The sequence below is a fragment of the Petrotoga olearia DSM 13574 genome, from assembly GCF_002895525.1.
Taxonomy (GTDB): domain Bacteria; phylum Thermotogota; class Thermotogae; order Petrotogales; family Petrotogaceae; genus Petrotoga; species Petrotoga olearia.
The window spans coordinates 1-19,939 of the sequence record NZ_AZRL01000006.1; the positions used below are offsets into that span (position 1 = coordinate 1).

At 34.2% G+C, this 19,939-nt stretch carries 20 protein-coding genes; 19 read left to right on the plus strand and 1 reads right to left on the minus strand.

Annotated elements, in window-relative coordinates; genetic code table 11:
* Positions 1-74: 74 nt before the first annotated feature.
* The 13 genes from X929_RS03220 to lipS2 all read left to right on the plus strand — a co-directional run bounded on the left by X929_RS03220 (position 75) and on the right by lipS2 (position 12,644).
* A complete protein-coding gene (locus X929_RS03220) occupies positions 75-989 on the plus strand; it encodes a pseudouridine-5'-phosphate glycosidase (RefSeq protein WP_103066660.1) in 915 nt (304 codons plus the stop codon).
* A 12-nt stretch (positions 990-1,001) separates the two neighbouring features.
* Positions 1,002-1,883, plus strand: coding sequence for a pyridoxamine kinase (locus X929_RS03225; RefSeq protein WP_103066606.1), 882 nt, complete (start codon positions 1,002-1,004; stop codon positions 1,881-1,883).
* 52 nt (positions 1,884-1,935) lie between these two features.
* Complete coding sequence (locus X929_RS03230; protein ID WP_103066607.1) at positions 1,936-3,156, plus strand: arginine deiminase; 1,221 nt, start codon at positions 1,936-1,938, stop codon at positions 3,154-3,156.
* 17 nt (positions 3,157-3,173) lie between these two features.
* Positions 3,174-4,475: a cyclic 2,3-diphosphoglycerate synthase gene (locus X929_RS03235; protein ID WP_103066661.1), complete on the plus strand. Its 1,302-nt coding sequence runs from the start codon at positions 3,174-3,176 to the stop codon at positions 4,473-4,475.
* 92 nt (positions 4,476-4,567) lie between these two features.
* Entirely contained in the window at positions 4,568-5,278 is a 711-nt protein-coding gene (locus X929_RS03240; RefSeq protein WP_103066608.1) for a hypothetical protein, read from the plus strand.
* Positions 5,279-5,285: 7 nt separating this feature from the next.
* A complete protein-coding gene (locus X929_RS03245) occupies positions 5,286-6,452 on the plus strand; it encodes an LCP family protein (protein WP_103066609.1) in 1,167 nt (388 codons plus the stop codon).
* On the plus strand, positions 6,439-7,527 hold the full coding sequence (locus X929_RS03250) for an ABC transporter permease (protein ID WP_169924942.1): 1,089 nt from the start codon (positions 6,439-6,441) through the stop codon (positions 7,525-7,527). Before X929_RS03245 ends, X929_RS03250 begins: the two co-directional genes overlap by 14 nt.
* A gap of 19 nt (positions 7,528-7,546) precedes the next feature.
* A complete protein-coding gene (gene ndk, locus X929_RS03255) occupies positions 7,547-7,990 on the plus strand; it encodes a nucleoside-diphosphate kinase (protein ID WP_103066662.1) in 444 nt (147 codons plus the stop codon).
* 20 nt (positions 7,991-8,010) lie between these two features.
* Positions 8,011-9,132, plus strand: a complete 1,122-nt coding sequence (gene glgD / locus X929_RS03260; protein ID WP_103066611.1) for a glucose-1-phosphate adenylyltransferase subunit GlgD — start codon at positions 8,011-8,013, stop codon at positions 9,130-9,132.
* A 14-nt stretch (positions 9,133-9,146) separates the two neighbouring features.
* Positions 9,147-10,403 (plus strand): glucose-1-phosphate adenylyltransferase, encoded by a 1,257-nt coding sequence (locus X929_RS03265; RefSeq protein ID WP_103066612.1) that lies wholly within the window; start codon positions 9,147-9,149, stop codon positions 10,401-10,403.
* 48 nt (positions 10,404-10,451) lie between these two features.
* A complete protein-coding gene (locus tag X929_RS03270) occupies positions 10,452-11,423 on the plus strand; it encodes a DUF4899 domain-containing protein (RefSeq protein ID WP_103066613.1) in 972 nt (323 codons plus the stop codon).
* 1 nt (position 11,424) lies between these two features.
* Positions 11,425-11,712 carry a hypothetical protein gene (locus X929_RS03275; RefSeq protein WP_103066614.1) on the plus strand — a complete coding sequence of 96 codons (288 nt, stop codon included), beginning with the start codon at positions 11,425-11,427 and terminating at the stop codon, positions 11,710-11,712.
* Positions 11,713-11,756: 44 nt separating this feature from the next.
* Positions 11,757-12,644: a LipS2 family lipoyl synthase gene (gene lipS2, locus X929_RS03280; RefSeq protein ID WP_103066615.1), complete on the plus strand. Its 888-nt coding sequence runs from the start codon at positions 11,757-11,759 to the stop codon at positions 12,642-12,644.
* On the opposite strand, the gene X929_RS03285 is transcribed toward lipS2, so the two are convergent.
* A complete protein-coding gene (locus X929_RS03285; RefSeq protein WP_169924943.1) occupies positions 12,641-13,351 on the minus strand; it encodes a glycerophosphodiester phosphodiesterase family protein in 711 nt (236 codons plus the stop codon). The genes lipS2 and X929_RS03285 overlap by 4 nt on opposite strands.
* 85 nt (positions 13,352-13,436) lie before the next feature.
* On the opposite strand from X929_RS03285, the gene X929_RS03290 reads away from it, so the two are divergent.
* The 6 genes from X929_RS03290 to X929_RS03315 all read left to right on the plus strand — a co-directional run bounded on the left by X929_RS03290 (position 13,437) and on the right by X929_RS03315 (position 19,820).
* Complete coding sequence (locus X929_RS03290; RefSeq protein ID WP_103066617.1) at positions 13,437-14,798, plus strand: ADP-ribosylglycohydrolase family protein; 1,362 nt, start codon at positions 13,437-13,439, stop codon at positions 14,796-14,798.
* Between the two features lie 44 nt (positions 14,799-14,842).
* A complete protein-coding gene (locus tag X929_RS03295) occupies positions 14,843-15,838 on the plus strand; it encodes a BMP family ABC transporter substrate-binding protein (protein ID WP_103066618.1) in 996 nt (331 codons plus the stop codon).
* 20 nt (positions 15,839-15,858) lie between these two features.
* Positions 15,859-17,373 (plus strand): ABC transporter ATP-binding protein, encoded by a 1,515-nt coding sequence (locus tag X929_RS03300; protein ID WP_103066619.1) that lies wholly within the window; start codon positions 15,859-15,861, stop codon positions 17,371-17,373.
* Positions 17,370-18,425 carry an ABC transporter permease gene (locus X929_RS03305; RefSeq protein ID WP_103066620.1) on the plus strand — a complete coding sequence of 352 codons (1,056 nt, stop codon included), beginning with the start codon at positions 17,370-17,372 and terminating at the stop codon, positions 18,423-18,425. Before X929_RS03300 ends, X929_RS03305 begins: the two co-directional genes overlap by 4 nt.
* A gap of 61 nt (positions 18,426-18,486) precedes the next feature.
* Positions 18,487-19,314 (plus strand): ABC transporter permease, encoded by an 828-nt coding sequence (locus tag X929_RS03310; RefSeq protein WP_245858644.1) that lies wholly within the window; start codon positions 18,487-18,489, stop codon positions 19,312-19,314.
* 164 nt (positions 19,315-19,478) lie between these two features.
* The gene (locus tag X929_RS03315; RefSeq protein ID WP_211286728.1) at positions 19,479-19,820 is read left to right on the plus strand and encodes a LacI family DNA-binding transcriptional regulator; all 342 of its coding nucleotides are present in this window, start codon (positions 19,479-19,481) and stop codon (positions 19,818-19,820) included.
* The last annotated feature ends 119 nt before the right edge of the window (positions 19,821-19,939 follow it).

Below are 19,939 nucleotides of genomic sequence, written 5' to 3' on the forward strand. Positions count from 1 at the left end.
GGAGCGGGGCAAAGGGGCGCTATAGAACGTCTATAAAACATTAAAAAACAACTATGGAGGAAAATAAAATGAATATAACCTCATACTTAGAGATTAAAGAAGAAGTGTACCAAGCCTTGAAAGAAAATAGAGCCATAGTTGCCTTGGAATCGACTATAATTTCTCACGGAATGCCTTACCCACAAAATGTTGAAGTGGCAAAAAATGTAGAAGATATAATAAGAGAACGGGGTGCAGTTCCAGCAACTATAGCAATAATCGAGGGTAAAATTAAAGTAGGATTATCAAAAGAAGAGATAGAGTTTATGGCTAATTCTAAAAACATATTGAAAGCCAGTAGAATGGACCTACCTGTTATCCTTGCAAAAGGTTTTAACGCGGCTACAACGGTTGCGGCAACTATGATAATAGCTGAACTTGCTGGAATAAAGGTCTTTGTAACAGGAGGAATAGGAGGTGTACATAGAAACGCTCAAGAAACGTTTGATATTTCCGCAGACCTGCAAGAACTTGCGAAAACGAACGTTGCGGTGATATCTGCCGGACCTAAAGCTATATTAGATCTTCAATTAACCAAAGAATATCTCGAAACTTTTGGCGTGCCAGTGATCGGCTATCAAACGGACGAGCTTCCATGTTTTTTTTCAAGGGAAAGTGGGATAAATGTACCTTATAGAGTAGAAAACCCAAAAGAAATTGCATTAATAATGAAGGCAAAATGGGACTTGGGTTTACAAGGCGGCATTTTTATTGCAAATCCTATTCCAAAAGAGTATTCATTGGATTTTGAAAAAATAAATAAAACAATAGAAAACGCAATAGAAGAAGCTAAAAGTCAAAAAATAAAAGGTAAGGAATTAACCCCCTTTCTACTTTCAAAAATAAACGAATTAACAAAAGGGGAAAGCTTAAAAGCAAATATCGAATTAGTCTACAACAATGCCAAACTCGGTGCAGAAATAGCAAAAGAGTTTAACATCTTATCTTAGGGGAAAGGAATGATGTATTTGAAAGAGAAACCCATTAAAAGAGTCGCGGCAATTCATGATCTTTCAGGGTTTGGTAAAGCTTCTTTAACCGTTGTGATCCCTATATTGTCTTCTATGAAGATTCAAGTCTGCCCAATTCCTACTGCAATACTCTCAACCCATACTGGAGAGTTTAAGGATTACACTTTTTTGGATTTAACAGAAAACATGAAAGACATCATAGCACATTGGAAAAAATTAGATTTAAGTTTTGATGCAATTTATAGTGGTTTTTTAGGGTCAGAAAAACAGATAGATATTGTGATAGAGTTTATACAATATTTTTCACAAAAAAACGAGACCCTGGTAGTCGTTGATCCAGTAATGGGGGATGATGGGAAACTTTATGCAACCATTACGGAAGCTATGGTTAAAGAGATGAAAAAATTAATTTCCAAGTCTCATGTGATAACACCAAATTTAACGGAAGCCTGTTTTCTCTTGGATGAAAAGTACGACCAAGATATAAGTGAAGAGATGTTGAAAAGCTGGTTAATACGTTTGGCAAACATGGGACCAGAAGTGGTTATTATAACAAGTGTTCCTGATGAATCCAAATCAAAAATAGGGGTATTAGCTTACGAAAAGACAAATAATAGATTTTGGAAAATCACCACTAACTATCTAAAAGCTTTATATCCTGGGACAGGGGACGCTTTTGCAAGCGTTATCGTTGGTAGTCTTTTAAATGGAGACAGTGTGCCGATGGCTATAGATAGGGCTACCCAATTCGTATCTACATGTTTAAAAGCCAGTTATGGTTATAAATATCCACAAAGGGAAGGTATACTATTAGAAAAAGTGCTCGATACTTTGAACACAACGACACTTTTACAAAGCTATGAGATTTTTTAGAAGATTTTTTGTTGTATAATATTAGAAAGGAAAAGGTTGGTGCTTAAAAGTTATGAATTTATCGGTGTACTCAGAAATCGGAAAATTAGAAAAAATCCTTCTACACAGACCGGGAAAAGAGTTAGAAAATTTATCTCCTCATTATCTTTCTGATCTGTTATTTGACGATATTCCTTTTTTGTATAAAGCTCAAGAAGAACATGATTATTTTGCGAATGTTTTAAGAGACAACGGTGTAGAAGTTTTATATCTTACTGAATTGTTGACAGAAACGCTTAATGATTTGGAATTAAAAGGGAAATTCGTTGAAGAGTTTTTACAATTCTCAGAAATATACAACCGTTTTATTTACGCTCTTTTAAAAGACTATTTGTTTTCGTTAGATACCAAAGACATGGTGGACACTATAATATCTGGTATACGCTCCGATGAACTAGAAATTAACAGGAACATCTTCTCTTTGAGAGTTAGAAGAGCAGATATAGAATTACCTTTTTTCCTTACTCCCATGCCAAACCTATATTTTCAAAGGGATCCTGTGGCTATTTTGGGAAAAGGTGCTTGTGTGAACAGAATGAAAACCTCAGCAAGAAGAAGAGAAGTCATGCTCATGGAATATGTAATTAAATTCAACAAAAAATTCGAAGGCACTCCCTTGTATTACGAGAAAGAGTACCCTTATCCAATAGAGGGCGGGGATATCTTAGTATTAAGCGACAAAGTTTTAGCAATAGGAATTTCTCAAAGAACTTCACCAGAGGCCGTCGAAATACTTGCTAAAAAGTTCCTCAAAGAAAATAAAGACACCTTTGATAAGATAATAGCATTTATAATACCTGATAATAGGGCTTATATGCATTTAGATACTATATTCACAATGGTTGATTACGATAAATTTTTAGTTCATGCTAATTTAAGAGAAGATATAGATACTTTTATCATTACTAAGTCTAAAGAAGGATTCGATTTTTATGAGGAAGAAGAAAGCTTGGAACATATATTAAAAAAACATCTTAATTTAGATCATGTTCAAATTATTAAATGCGGAAATGCTGATATAATAGCATCACACAGGGAGCAATGGAATGATGGCTCCAACAGTTTGGCAATAGAACCAGGAAAGGTTATCACCTATGATCGAAATTACATCACCAACAGAGAATTAGAAAAATCGGGGATAGAAGTTTTAACCATACCGTCCAGTGAATTATCTAGAGGAAGGGGAGGCCCTAGGTGCGCTAGTATGCCACTTATAAGGAGGAGATACACTTGAGGAAAAAAGTTTTGATAATGGGAGCAGCAGGTAGAGATTTTCATAATTTCAACGTTTATTATCGCAATAATCCTGACTATGAAGTTGTTTGTTTCACAGCCACACAAATTCCAGATATTGAAGGAAGGCTTTATCCTAAAGAACTCGCTGGAGAGTTGTATCCTAATGGGATACCTATAGAATCAGAAGCTAATCTAGTCAACCTTATCAAAGAAAACAGCATCGACGAAGTGGTGTTATCCTACAGCGATTTACCGTTTTCATACGTAATGGAAAAGGCTTCTTTGGTGCTTGCTAGTGGAGCAGATTTTAAACTTCTGGGGCCGAATAATTCTATGTTGAAATCCAAAAAACCTATTATCTCGGTTTGTGCCGTTAGGACTGGCTCAGGAAAAAGTCAAACAACGAGGAGAGTATTAGACATTCTCAGAAATAAAGGTTTAAAAGTTGTTTCAATCAGGCATCCAATGCCATATGGAAACCTGGTAAAGCAAAAGGTACAAAGATTCGCCACTTACGAAGACCTTGATATACATGAATGTACAATTGAAGAGAGAGAGGAGTATGAACCTCATATAGATAGGAACTCTGTCATCTATGCAGGTGTTGATTATGAAGAGATATTGAGACAGGCAGAAGAAGAAAATCCCGATGTTATATTATGGGATGGTGGAAACAACGACTTTTCATTCTATAAACCTGATTTATCTATTGTTGTAGTAGATCCGCACAGAGCTGGTCACGAAGTATCCTATTTCCCAGGGATGACCAATCTTATTATGGCAGACGTTATAGTTATCAATAAAGAAGAAACGGCAACGTTGGAAGGTATTGAAAAAGTAAGAGCAAATATAGAAAAATGGAATCCAAACGCAATAGTAATCGATGCCGCATCTCCTCTATTCGTTGAAAATCCTTCCATTATAAGAGGGAAGAGATGCCTTGTTATTGAGGATGGGCCAACCTTAACTCACGGCGGAATGACCTATGGAGCCGGCTTTATAGCTGCTAAAAAATTTGGAGCCTCAGAAATAATTGATCCAAGGCCTTATGCTGTTGGTTCAATAGTAAATACTTATAAGAAATACACTCATCTCGATAAAATACTTCCCGCAATGGGTTATGGAAAAAAACAGATACAGGAACTTGAAAAAACTATCAATAAATCAGATGCTGAAGTTGTAGTCATAGGTACACCAATTGATCTAACAAGAATTATGGACATAAAAAAACCTACAGTAAGGGTAACTTACGAGTTGCAAGAGATCGGTAAACCTGATTTGGAAGAAGTTTTAAGTAATTTTATAGAAAAAAAATGAAATGTTTGAGAGATGCTCATTCAGAGCATCTCTCGTTGATACCTTTTGATTTCTAAATTACCTAAGGAATTCGCATGTTGGAGGTGCATTTCGTGGCAAATGTGTATGTTGGAGGGAAAAGAAAAAGAGGCCGGAGAATATGGCTTATTTTGATAATAATTATCGCTATAATTGTAGCTTTTTTGGGATTCATGTTTTATAGATACAACCAATTCGTCAACAATCCTGTAGTCTCATCGAGCAAGCTAACCTATACGGTATCTTATGACGATGGGCTATATTTTATAAGGGTTCTTAACGATAACAGGAAGATAATGATAGTCAAAGTAGAAGCTGGAACCACCTTTCCGGAGTCTTATATTACTTTATCATCTGAAAATTTAAATAAAGCTACAAATGATTTTTTGGACTTGTTTGATCTCAATTCGAATGTCAATTACTATTTCTACCTAAATGATGAAGTTGCAAATGAGTTTATAAGCAAATTAGGTGGCAGCGACTTAAAAGGTATCGATGGAGTTTTTGATGCTTTGAAGAATAGTGAGATAAGATTTTGGCAAGTTTTCGGTTTGGGGGGGTACGTAGATACGGTAAAAAATTACGATAGGTCCACAAATTTGGACGAAGCCGGGACTTATGCCCTCATTAATGGCTTTTCAAAGTATTCTATAACCAATTACGATAAATTAACCGTTCCACTCCTTTTAAATGAACCTCTTCAAATTAATATAGCAAATCAAACAATTGAAAGAAAATATGCCAATGTAGAGGCTTTTGAGAGGATCAAAGAGATCGTGGAGTGATTATTAGTTGAAAATAAATATTTTAAGAATTTTATCTTTCGTTTTTCTGATTTTTTTGACACTCAGTTTTATAATACCTTTAGTTAAGAATATTCAATTAGATCGATCTTCCATCGAACTTCCTTACTATTTTTTGGTTCTGGGAAGAGATGAAAATATTGAAAGTTCAACAAGAACCGATGTTATAATCTTAGGGGGGATCGATAAAGGGAAGATAGTTTTTCTACCCATACCAAGGGATCTTTTGGTCAGTATAGATCAAAGAGAAAGAAGAATCAACTCTGTTTTTGAAATTTACGGTATCGAAACACTCAAAAAAGAGGTCGAAAGATTAAGCGGTGTCCACATTTCGGATTACATAGTTTTTGATTATTCCATATTTAAAAGTATTGGTGATTTATTTGCCCCAATAGATATATACATAGAATCTGATATGAGTTACCAAGATTATCACCAAAATTTACATATAGATTTTAAAAGAGGATATAATCAATTAAATGGTGAAGAACTATTGTCTTATGTGAGATATCGAGATGCCTCAGGAGATTTAGGAAGGATGGAACGTCAAAAAAATGCTGTAATGGCTTTATTGAACGAGGTCCAATCCGCTGGTATAAATAAACTTATTGAGGCAGTAAATATAGGTTTATCTAACACCATTAATTCTTTTGAAATTAAAGATCTACTTTTTCTGTATAACCATGTAAAGAACGCACAGATAGAATTTATCTCATTTCCCTATCTAATCAAAGATAGCTATGTGGTCGTTGATGAAACTAAAATACCCCAAATTCAATACAAGTTGAAAACTTTTGAAACATATTCTAATCAAAACAATGATAAATCAAAAATAATCATCACCAAAAACTTTTCCAGCAAGTTGTATAATTTCTATACCTATGTTTTTGACGTATGGAAAAAACCGGGCTATCAGATCAAGGTTTTGGATGAAACATTTGATGGTTTAAGTAATCAGTATTCTTATGTGCTTTTTAGGAACGTTGAAGAACAAAAAAAAGAAAAGATAAAGACAGATTTGAAAGAGACATTCGGAACAAATTTCATAGAAATAGAAGACAAGTACAAATATTTTCAGTTGATAAACTTTATTTCAGAAAATTTGGTCGATCCAACGGGTTACGATGCAGTGGTGGTTCTTAATGAAAGGTGGTAGAAGAAATAATCCTACCTTACTTTTAGCCATTTCTTTTTTCACAAGGTCCAAAAAAAACTTTAAATTCTCTCTCTTTGCTATGATAATAGGAGTATGGGGTATAATAGTAGTTACTTCTATAATAAATGGTTTCGATAGCTTGTTAATAGATTCAATAACTAATTTTTATCCTCATCTTGTTGTTAATGGAATTTACTCTCAAAACTCATCAGAAATAGACAAAATCATAAATTTCAATATTACTTCTGTAACGCTTATAAACGGATCTAAAATTGCTTTTTCTCAACTTATGGAATTGGATGACCTATCAATCTATGAAGGGTTTGTAAATGAGAGAATCGGAGACGATGGGCTTATAATAGGTAACAAATTAGCAGATAATCTCAACGTTGATATTGGTGATACCATAATAACCGTGGGAACAAAAGGTCTATTACCGATTTTCCAAGAAAGGTCCATTACGGGAATATTCGAATCTGGAGTGTATTCGTATGATTCAACTTTCATATTGGTTCAAGATTCGAATCCAAAAGAGTACACCGGTATTTTTTTAAAAAATCCAAATAAGGCTAAACAGTTTAAAGAAAGATACCTTTATAATTACTCCACCCTCACTTGGGAAGAATCCAACGAAACTTTGGCTAAAGCTGTCCAGGTTGATAGCTTATTAGCTTTGATGATAACTTTTTTCATTCTTTTGATTTCTGGTTTCAGTATATCAAACTCTGTTTCTTTCTCTGTCTTCACTAGAAATAAAGAGATAGCTATTTTAAGGGCTCTTGGTTTTCAAAGAAAACAAGTATCTACCGTTTTTATATTAGAAACTTTTTTAATATCCCTAGTAGGATTTGTTATTGGAGTCATTGCTGGCACTTTAACATGCTGGTTTCTAATTATTTTAAAGATTCCATTACCTGAAGGGCTCTTTTATGTGGAATATTTACCCATTAAGATAACCGCCAACTCTTTTTTAATAGCTTTTTTAATAAACAGCATTGTATCCATTTTTTTTAGTTATATCGCCTCAAGGCGTGCTTCGAGTCTCAACATCGTAGAATCTTTAAAAGAGGAATAAAGGGGGGGAGCTTAATTTGGTGGAAAAAGCATTTGTGATGATAAAACCTAATGCCGTTAAAAGAGGACTAATTGGTGAAATAATCAAAAGATATGAACAAAAAGGCCTAAAAGTTGCCGCTATGAAAATGATAAAGATGAAAAAAGAACAAGCTGAAGAACTCTACAAAGTACACCAAGGTAAGGAATTTTATCAACCATTGATAGAGTTCATATTATCTGGACCTGTCGTCGTTATGATTTTAGAAGGTCCAAGAGTGGTTGAAGCTGTTAGAAGCATAAACGGTGAAACAGATCCATTAAAAGCCCATGCTGGAAGCATACGTGGGGAATTTGGGATAAGTGTCAGAAAGAATATTGTACATGCTTCAGATTCGATTCAAAGTTCTGAACAAGAATGGGGAATTTTCTTTGAAGAAAATGAAATTTTTGAATATCTTTGTGGTTTTGAAAATGAGTTGTAATAAAAAAAGAGGTGAAATTTATGAGGGTTGCAGGGCTTATACTTTCAGGGTCCACTAAGGATAATTTAGATAAATTAACGTTAAAAAGGACTAGCGCAGCCGTTCCCGTTTTTGGTAAGTATAGAGCGATAGATTTTACGTTAAGCAATATGGTGAATTCAGGTATCACAAACGTAGGAGTCTTCACTCAATACAATCCCAGGTCTTTAATGGACCATTTAGGAAGCGGGAAAGAATGGAACTTGGATAGGAAAAGAGGAGGACTATTCATACTTCAGCCATTTATAAGTCCTCAAAGTCATAAAATGTACTACGAAGGAACAGCGGACGCATTATTCCAAAATTTAACTTTTTTGAGAAGATCATACGAAGATTTTGTTTTAATCGGCTCTGGAGATCATATATATAATATCGATTTTAGACCTCTTTTCAAATACCATGTAAAAAATGGTGCAGATATTACCTTACTGACCAAAACAGTAGAAGAGGGGACAAGTTTTAGCCAATATGGACAAGTAATTACAGACGAAAATAATAGGGTCACACAAATATATGAAAAGGACTCCAAATATCACTCGAATAAAATTTTTTTGGGTGTTTACTTTATAAATAAGGCTTTTTTGCTAGAAATTCTATATGCCAGCGTACCAAACGGTAAATTTGACTTATTAAAAGATATTATTATACCTAATTTATCCAGAATTAGAGTTTTTTCTTACGACTTTGAAGGCTACTGGAAAAATATAAAAAAATCTGTGGAAGATTATTATAATATTAATATGGATATTCTAAAAGAAGAGGTTAGAAAAGAATTATTTTATCAACCAGAAAGAAAAATATTTACAAAGCTAAAAGATTCAGCTCCACCGAAGATAAACGTTAATGCCGAGATTTCAAATTCAATTATATCCGATGGTTGTATAATAAATGGAGTTGTTAGGAATTCTGTGCTATCTAGGAACGTATACGTTGGAGCGGGTTCCGTAATAGAAGATTGTATAGTGTTACAAGAGAGTTATTTAGAGGAAGGAAGTATAATCAGAAAGACCATAATCGATAAAAATGTAAGGATAAGATCAGGAAAAAAGTTGGAAGGTATAGGAAACGAGATAAACGTTATAGAAAAAGGGGCCATCCTATAAAGGGAGGAATTGAGATGCGTGCTTTAGGTATTATTTTAGCTGGAGGTCAGGGAACAAGACTGGGAGTAATAACAAACAATTTAGCAAAGCCTGCCGTCCCCTTCGGTGGAAAATATCGAATGATCGATTTCACTTTAAGTAATTGTGTTAATTCTAATATAAATACGGTAGGAATCGTTACTCAATATATGCCACATCGGTTGGTAGAACATTTGGGTATAGGTAAACCGTGGGATTTGGATATTAAAGGAGGAGGTTTGCATATTTTGCCTCCTTATTTAAGCAGATCAGGAACTTCATGGTATCAAGGAACAGCTGATGCGGTTTATCAAAACATCGAATTTATAGAAAGGTATAAACCTGATTTTGTGGTATTATTGTCTGGAGATCATGTATATAAAATGGATTACAATGATATAATAGATTATCATATAGAAAAAGGGGCTGATGGTACTATAGCATGTATGGAAGTACCAGTAAGCGAGGCACATAGATTTGGTATAATGGTCACTGACCCTTTCAATAGAATAATTGAATTCCAAGAAAAACCAAAAGAACCAAAAGGAACTTTAGCTTCTTTGGGAATATACGTATTTAAATGGAATTTTCTAAAAGATGCTCTCATAAGAGATGCCAAAGATAACACTTCTGAACACGATTTTGGGAAAAATATAATTCCTAAATCGCTAAAAGAAAATAATATGCTTTATGCCTTTAACTTTGAAGGTTATTGGAGAGACGTTGGAACTATAGAATCTTATCTTGACTGTAATTTGGAGATAATTTCTCCCCTGCCACCTTTAGATCTTCACGATGATAGTTGGAAGATATACACTCAATCTGAAGAGTTACCACCGGCTTTCATTGCAAAAGGAGCCAGCGTTGTAAAAAGCTTTGTTAGTGAAGGATCAGAAATATACGGAACGGTTGAAAATTCTGTGATTTTTCAAGGTGTAACCGTTTCAGAGGGAACCTATGTAAAAGATTCCATAATAATGAATAATGTATTTATCGGCAAAAATTCGTATATAGAAAAAACGATTATTGCTGAAAATACTGTTATCGGTGATTCGGTTGAGATAGGAAAAGGCAAGTTTGCGGAATCTAAAATCGATAAAAAGATCTATAATTCAGATATAACTGTAATAGGTTTCAATTCAAAGATAAAAGACAGAATGATAATAGGAAAAAATTGTGTCATAGACAACGAGGTAGATTTAAATGATTATGATTTGCAAGAAATAAAAAGTGGAGAAGGACTAGTCAAATAATCAAAAGAATTCTTAGAAAAACGCATATTAAATAAAAGGGGATAAAATATGGACTTTTATGCATTAAAATTTTTAGCAACTTCAAATTTAACCGGTGAAACCTATGTGGGATACATGTTTGGCAAAAAAGCTCAAACCCCTTATTTTAATGTGCTTTTGCTGACTAGGGCTCAACTGAGAGAAGTGGACCTTCCAGATATTACAAAAGATTATCTTGATTTCAAATCAGACATCGATATGTTGTATTATCAATTATCTAAGGAAAAAAATAATAATCTTCTAACTCAGTTCAAAGCTTACTTCTACAGCATGCTTAAAAAAATGAGATTTGAGATCACAGGAACAAAAATCTTTATGGCTATAGAAGATGAAGACGTCTATGTATTAAAATCAATTTTGAGCGACATTTTAAGCGAATGGTCCGGAGATACAAAGATCAAATTGGTTGCACAGAAATTTGATTATAAAGATCTAACCTGGATATCAGCCGTGAAAGAAAAAGGAGAAGAGGGTTTAAAAGAATACTTAAACAGAGAAGATGTTAAAAATGCTACCGAAATCTATCCAATAATAGATCCCATAGAGGGGTATTCTGTTTCTAAATTGGATATAGGTGAACCTGTAATAGTTTTACCTATTGAAGAGAAGAATGAAGGCGAGAAAAAAATGGGACAAGTAGTCGAGGGAAAAATCATATCTAAAGAATTGATCCCTTCAAGCGACTATATATTTTTAAAAGTAGATTTAGGTAATGGGGCTTTGGGTAAATCGGTAGTCCACAGAGAGTTAAAGGTTTCAGTAGACCAAAATCGGCTTCAAATTTTAAGAAAATCTCAAGAAAAAAATGAGAATGAAAATGAAACAAAAATTATCGGAGATCTTTATAACCAAATGAAAAATGATAAAAGTGTGCCTCCTGATAAAAAAATAAGTTCTTTAGATATACTGATAATAAGTGGTTTCTCAATAATAGGGATACTTTTGATAATCTTAATTGTTATACTACTGGGACGGTTATAATTTGAAAGTTGTGTTGACTTTTGTCATTATGATTCCAACGTTGATCTTTTCTGTTCTTTCATATCAATATACCTATCAGATTCTTGAATACAGAAATTTGAAGGAAAAAGAAATCACAGAAGCCTTTGAATTAATGAACGATGTAGAAGAAATCTTTGCGTTAACGCCTCAAGAGTTTTTTAATGGTTATGAAATTAAACATTCCATATCGACAACAACGAAAGAAGCAACTATTCATGTATTTGAATATGAGGGATATGACTTTGTATACATTGAAAACACCGAATGATAACAAATATATCGAAATAACGAAGGAATGGAGGAATACTTAATTTGCGTTTATCGTATGCAACAGCTGTAGAACTCGGTTTAAAAAAAGGAAAAATTGACTTTCCAAATTACACAGCTTACCTAATGATCGGGGAAAAGTGCCTTTTCAACTGTTCTTATTGTGCACAAGCCAGACAAGCTGAAAGTAACGCAGATCTATTATCAAGAATCAAATGGCCTGAAATATCTCTAGAAACTTTTAAAAATATCTTCATTCCCACAAAATTTAAACGTATTTGTATACAAGTGGTGTCTTTTTTGGATTATTGGACTGAATTAAACGAATTATTATCTTTTTTGAAAGAAAAAGAAATACCTATATCTGTTTCTATAAGGCCAAGAAATATTGAAGAAGTTAGAGCTTTGTTTAATAAGTACAACGTTGATAGGGTTGGAATCGCAGTAGATGTAGCAAACAAGGAACTTTTCTCAAAAATCAGGGGCGGTAAATACGAATTCTACGAAAAAATACTCAAAAATGCTTCAAATGAGTTCCCTAATAGAATTACAACACACATAATCGTGGGACTGGGAGAAACTGACGAAAACATTATAGACTTTTTATTAAAAATGAAAAAGTTTAAGATATTGGTAAGTCTTTTTTCTTTTACCCCCATAAAGGGGACAAAGTTTGAAAACCTTTTACCACCTTCTTTATCTAGGTACAGAAAAATCCAGATGGCCAGAGAAATCATCCTACAATACGATGTAGAAAAAGCTGATTTTCTTTTTGATTCAAACGGTAACCTTCAAAAGTTGCCCGAAGTGGCGGTAGATATAGAAGAAGCTAAAAAAACATCAGGATGTGCATGGTGTACACGTCCTTTTTACAATGAAAAGCCAACAGAAGAACCATATAACATCCCTATACCCCGAAACATCAATCTCTAAAGTTTCTCCTTTGCAATTTTATTCCTTTCTTCAACTATTTTTTCAACCTCATCGGTAATTATACCGTCGTACAAACCTTTGAATGTGTGTAAATCTTCGGGATCATTTACCGTCCATAAAAATATCTTAAAACCTTTTTCTTTCCATTTATGCATTAGCTCTTTAGAAAGTTCTATATTTTCTTTTAAAGCATTTATCCAAAGATTCAAAGAATAAAGATTGATTTCCATATTCAATTCCTCGACGTATTTTAAAGTATCATATTCAATCAGTAATCCAACCTTTGCACTTTTATCTAAACTTCTGACCTTTCTCAAAGCGTCAATTTTAAAAGAAGAAAAAAGGGTTCGATCAACTGCATTCATTCTTTTAGTTATTTTGTAAGAAGGGACAGCCGCTTCAACCTCTTTGATTTCTAAATTAAGAAGAGCTTGGTCATCTAAATTAGATATAACTTCTTCGACCGTTGGAATGGTCTGTCTATTTTTAAAACGTATTTGCTTTAACTCCTCGTAAGTTAACTCCTGCAACTTTCTGTTGTTAATAGTATCGTCATGTAGAACCACAAGCGTTCCATCTTTAGTCAATCTCGAATCATATTCAATACCATCGGCACCATACTCTCTCGCTTTTATAAAAGCTTCGATCGTATTTTCAGCAAATTTTGCCCTGTAACCCCTATGTCCTAAAACTACAAATTCATTCATAATTTTTTGCATCCTCCTAACCGACAGGTGTGATAAAATAATTATATCATTAGAGCATCTCTTGTTCCAAGAAAGGGGAAAAATTATGAAGGCATGGCAAAACGAATTTAATAGAAGAAGAAACGCAAAACCAAAAAAAGATCACATCGAAAAATGGGAAGATGTAGAAAAAATGAATGTTTTTCCAAAAGAGATATTAGTAACCCTTTGGGATAGTAAAGTTCCAGGTTCTAACGCCCCAGAATCACTCATAGTTGGTGCGGTCCAATCTGTAGAAAATATGGGGAAAAACGTAAACCAAGCGGAGTTATTGCTAGATAAAGGATTTGAAGCATTAGAAAATAAAGAGTATTCTAAATTAAAGGCTATAACCTCAGAAATTTTCTTTTCCCTTTCTAAAGCCCATTCATTAGACAATAACGAATATGAAAAGTATGATAGACCTTTGAAATGGGAAGATCTCTCTATCTCTTTTCCTAAGCAAAAATCTAATAATATTGATAATCTAAAAGACAAGATTCATGGTGGTTGGTTAGGCCAACTTGCAGGTGGATCTATGGGGACCAAATTTGAAGGATATACCCATGATGCGTTGGAAAAAACATACTCTGATCAATTAGGTACTTACATAGGTGAGGTTTCAACGATTAACGACGATGTAACCTATGAATTGATTTTTCTCAAAACTTACGAAGAGAAAGGGGAAAAGATCTCTTCAAAAGATTTAGCAACAAATTGGATATCGTACATACCTTTTGGATGGAGTGCTGAGTTGATAGCTCTTGAAAATATAAAAAGAGGGATATTCCCTCCTGAGTCAGGATTTTTTAACAACCCTTTTCAAGAATGGATTGGAGCACAGATGAGATGTATGGTTCATGGTTTATTGCGTCCTGGAGATCCATACAATGCTGCCAAGTTAGCTTTCATAGATTCACAAGTATCCCATAGTGGTAACGGTATATACGGAGGTATACATAGTGCCGTTATGACATCGTTGGCTTTCTCTGAAAAAGATCCAAGAAAAATAATCGAGAAATCATTTGATTATATCCCCGAAAATACTGAATTTAAAAAAGTCGTAAGTAATGTAGTAAAATATTGTCAAACAAATCATGATTGGATCAACGTCCTCAGAAAAATAGAAGATGATTTTCAAAGATATAACTGGGTTCATCTGTATCCCAACACCGCCTCTGTTTTAACTTCTTTGTGGTTTGGGGAAGGAGATTTTGATAAAACTATGAAGATCGCATCTTCTTTCGGTTACGACGTTGATTGTAATGCCGGTGAAGTAGGCACGATATTAGGGGTCATATATGGTGCAAACGATTTTCCTTCTTATTGGTCAGACCCTTTGAAAGACACGTTAGAAACTTATTTACCAGATTTCTCAAAAACAAAAATATCCACATTGGCAGAATGGACATTTCAATTAACCAATTAAGCACCCAAAAGGTTACTAATAAATCGTATGGGGAGGTATCAAATATGAAAAGATTCACATTTTTTGTGTTCATTGTATTTCTCTTCTCTTTCACAGTTTTTGCAGTACCACAAAAGATTGCCTACGTAATAAACGGTTCCCTGGGTGATCAATCCTTTTATGATTCTGGTTACGCTGGCATAAAACAGCTGGAAAATGATTACGGGGTTCAAACAAGGGTAATTGAATGCAATTTTGATCCTTCACTATATTATCCAAGTTTACTCACAGCCGCAAGGTGGGCAGATGTTGTATTTGTAATCTCTTATGGTTTTGAAGAAGAATTAAAAACCATAGCAACACAATTTGCAAATAAAATATTCGTAAATATTGACACCGTAGTTGAAGATGAACAAGGTATAATATCAAACGTTGATTATATTGAAGAGGAAGGGGCTTTCATGGCTGGTGTTGTAGCAGGTATCGTTACAACAATGACAGAATTGGAGGGAATAAATCCCCAAAAACTTATAGGAGCAGTAGGTGGAGATGACGATATAGTAATAAGATCCTTTGTATATGGTTATGAACAAGGAGCACATTACATAGATCCGGAAATTGAAGTAAGAACAATATACGTAGGAAGTTGGGATGACCCCGCAAAAGGGAAACAAGCTGCTTTACAACTTTATTCTCAGGGCGTGGATGTAATATTTCAAATTGCAAGTTTAACAGGTATGGGAGTTTTACAAGCCGCACAAGAAGTTGGGAAATATGCTATTGGAGTAGATTCAAATCAAAACGGTCTCGCCCCGGGTTACGTCATCACCAGCGATCTCAAAGAAGTTGGAAAATCTATTGAACTAGTTTTTAAAGACATAGTAGATGGGAGATATGAGCCCGGTACGTTGTACAAACTCGGATTAAAATCCGGAGCGGTAAGCTTGGCAATCGATGAGTACACATATAAGATTCTTCCTAAAGAAACTGTAGAAAAAATATTACAGATTCAGAAAAATGTTGTGGATGGAAAGATTGTAGTTAAAGAGTATAGAGAATAATCATCCATAGGTGGTTCTAAATGTCATACGTACAAATGGAAGATATATATAAAGTATATCCACCTGATGTTTTAGCCTTGGAAGGAGTGAATTTCTCATTAGAAAGAGGAGAAATTCACTCTATTATAGGAGAAAACGGGGCCGGAAAAAGCACGTTGATGAAGATCTTATACGGTATGGTACCTCCATCCAGTGGTGAGATCTATATCAATAATAAAGAACAAAAAATAACTAACCCAAACGTAGCTATCAAACTTGGTATAGGAATGGTTCACCAAGAATTTATGCTTGTTCCTTCTTTTAAGGTATACGAGAATGTTGTTTTGGGTTTGGAAAAAACAAAAAATTTCGGTTTCATAGATAAAGAAAAAATATTAAATGAGTTAGAAGAGATTACCAAAAAGTTTAGTTTGGTTGTTGATTTACAAGGAACAACTTCTAACCTCTCTGTCGCAACTCAACAAAAAGTGGAGATCCTAAAATTGTTGTATAGAAAGGTCGACACGTTGATTTTTGATGAACCAACAGCGGTATTAACCCCTCAAGAAACTCAGCAACTATTCAAAGAGATAAGAAATATTAGAGATACAGGCAAAACCATTGTTTTTATCAGTCATAAATTGGAAGAAGTATTGGAAATCTCAGATATTATAACAGTTATGAGAAGAGGAAAAATTATCTCAACTTTAAAAAACGATAACCTTTCAAAAGGCGAATTGGCGAAAATGATGGTAGGCAAAGAAGTTATGGTTACAGTAAAGAAAGTCCCAAAAGAACCAGGTAAAGAGATTTTTAAATGTGAAAATTTAACCGTTGCTTCGAATAAAACAAAGATAAACCTATTGTCAAACATCAATATTGTTATTAGATCAGGGGAGATAGTGGGTTTAGCAGGTGTCGAAGGTAATGGTCAATACGAGCTTGTACAAACAATAATTGGTGAAATTTATCCACACCACGGAAAAATATATATAGGAGATAAAAATATCACAGAGCTCCCCATCAGAAAAAGAAGAAGACTAATAGGTTATATCCCTGCTGACAGAAAAAGATATGGCTTAGCTTTGAACGCTGCTTTAACAGAAAATCTTTCCATGACACACCACTTAGGTGAAAATTTATCAAAATTTAAATATATCATGGATTGGAAAAAGGCCAAAAAATTTGCAAAGGGTTTGATCAAACAATACAACATCCTTTCAAGAAGTATAAACGATCTTCCCAAAAGTCTTTCTGGAGGTAATCAGCAGAAATTAATAGTTGCTCGTGAATTCAGCCTCGATGCACCATTTTTGCTCTTGGACCAACCAACCAGGGGCTTAGATGTTGGTTCAATAGAATATGTTCATAACGTTATTCTTGAGATGAGAGAACAAGGGAAAGGGATTATGATGATCTCTGCAGATCTAGATGAACTTTTATCTATGTGCGATAGGTTATACGTTGTACGAAAAGGAGAAATAGTCGCTGAATTAGACCCCAAAATTCACTCAAAAGAAGAAGTTGGCGAGTACATGTTGGGGGCCAAATTATGAAAAGTTTGAACAAAATACTAACAGGAATCGTTGGCATAGCCTTATCTTTTCTTGCAGGTGCGATTTTGATCAAACTTCAGGGGAATTCCCCTATTGATGCTTATCGGGCATTATTTGATTACGGCTTAGTTTCATGGTTTTCTCTTTCTTCAACTTTAAACAATGCTACCCCATTGATTTTAACGGGTATGGCCGCAGCAATAGCCTTCAGTTCAAACGTAGTGAATCTTGGAGAACCTGGGCAACTGATTGTTGGAGCTTTGACCGCAGCACTTTTGGGATACTATCTCCCAATACCTGGAATCATGGGAATAATTATTGTTTTGCTAATTTCTGGTATCGTTGGTGGTTTATATGGTGGTTTGGCTGGTGTACTAAAAAAATATTATAAAATGGATGAATTTATAACAACTTTAATGTTGAATTTCATAGCTGATTACTTTACCTTGTATCTGGCAACCTATCCATTTTTGGATAAAAACTCTTATGTTCCTGCTACTCCTATGATAAAAAGAGAATTTTTTCTTCCCACTATAAACGGAATAAATATCAGTTTTTTCATAGCGATTTTTATGGTCTTTGTTTCTTTCTTTGTTGTGACTTATCTAAAAAAAGGTTACGAATGGCGGATGATGGGATACAATTATAATTTTTCAAAGATTGGCGGATGTAAAAATGAAGAAAATTTAATCTGGGTTATGTTTTATACAGGTTTCCTTTCCGGGTTAGCGGGGGCTTTGTTGATATTGGGTGGAACTCAACATAGGTTTATTAAAGGAATCGGAGCAAACTATGGTTGGGATGGGGTAATGCTTGCCATAGTTGGAGGTAACGGTGTCGTTGAAACATCAGTTTTTGCAATATTCTTCGGATTTCTTAAAGCAGGTGGAATAGGTATGGAATTCGAGGTATCCATACCTTCTGAATTCACAATGGTTCTTCAGGCTATAATCGTGTTATTGGTTGTTGCAACAAGGAGTACGATATCTTACTACAGCGATAAAATTAGGGCTTCTCTGAAAGCAAAAAGAGTGGTGAAATCCTCTGAGTGATATAATTTCTTTATTAATTAGAGACAGTTTTAGCAGTGCAACTCCTATACTTCTTGCAGCGTTGGGCGGGACTTTTACCTATTACGCTAACGTATTCAACATTGCTATGGAAGGTATGATGCTCATCGGTGCCTTCTTCGGAGTTTTGGGTAGTTATTTTTTTCAAAGTTGGGCAATGGGCATGTTGTTTGCAGTCATTTCCGGAGCTGTTGTTTCTCTTATTTTTTCTGTATTTGCACTGTACCTCAAAACGGACGAATTTCTAACAGGAATCGGCATAAATATGCTTGCTTTGGGTGGAACTACGTATCTTTTAAGGAATATTTTCGATGTAAAAGGTGCCTTCATATCTCCAAGGATAGAATCTCTTCCAACATGGGATATACCTATTTTAAATAAAATTCCTATACTTTCAGAAATATTGAACAATCATCCCTTTATTGTTTACTTGGCAATACTTTTAGCTTTGTTGATAGAAGTTATAATATTTCATACGAAATTCGGTCTCAGACTTAGAGCAACAGGGGAAGATCCAGAAACAACTAGATCTTTAGGCATTAGCCCTAATAATATGAAGTTTGTCTCTATACTACTTTCGGGCATACTTTCTTCCTTAGCTGGAATATTCTTATCCTTAGGCTATGTTACCCTTTTCAGCGAAAATATGTCAAACGGCAGAGGATGGATATCTTTGGCTATAATAATCTTGGTAAAAGGTCGTCCTTTAGGAATACTTTTAATGTCTTTGTTGTTCGGATTTTTTGAAAGTGTGACTTTCACTCTTCAAAACTTTAATATCCCATCACAAATCACTTCCATGTTACCTTATGTAATTACTTTGGTAGTCTTATTTCTATACAGTTTCAACAAAAGCAAAAGAGAAAAATGAATAAAACTAAGAAAACAAAAGAAAAATTGAGTTAATCGACTATAATTCCGTCTAATTTCCTCTAATCATCCATAATCAAGTTTGCAATTTAAATTATTTAGAGATATACTTTAGATAAGCAGTTTCGAAAACGTTTGCATAATAATTGTAACAAGGTGGTTTTTATGAATAGACATGTAACCATAAAAGATATAGCCAAAGAAGCTGGAGTTTCCATATCAACTGTTTCAAGGGTAGTAAACAGTTCCTTACCAGTAAAAAAAGAAACCAAAGAAAAAGTTTTAAAGGCAATTGAAAAGTTAAATTATTATCCTGATTCTCTTGCCAGGAGTTTAAGAGTTGGGTACACCAAGACAATCGGTATTATCATTCCAAATATTGCCAACCCTTTTTTTGCAACTATAGTAAGAGGGGCAGAAGATTTTCTAAGATCAAAAGGTTTTTCTTTAATTATATGCAATTCGGATAACGACTTTGTTGAAGAAAAAAATTATTTAAAACATTGATTGAAAAGAAAGTCGATGGGATTTTGTACTCAGGCATAGGTGACCATGTTGAAAATCTCATAAACAGAAATGTGAACTACATCGCCAATAAATTGGTGAGCTTCCTAATTCATCGACCA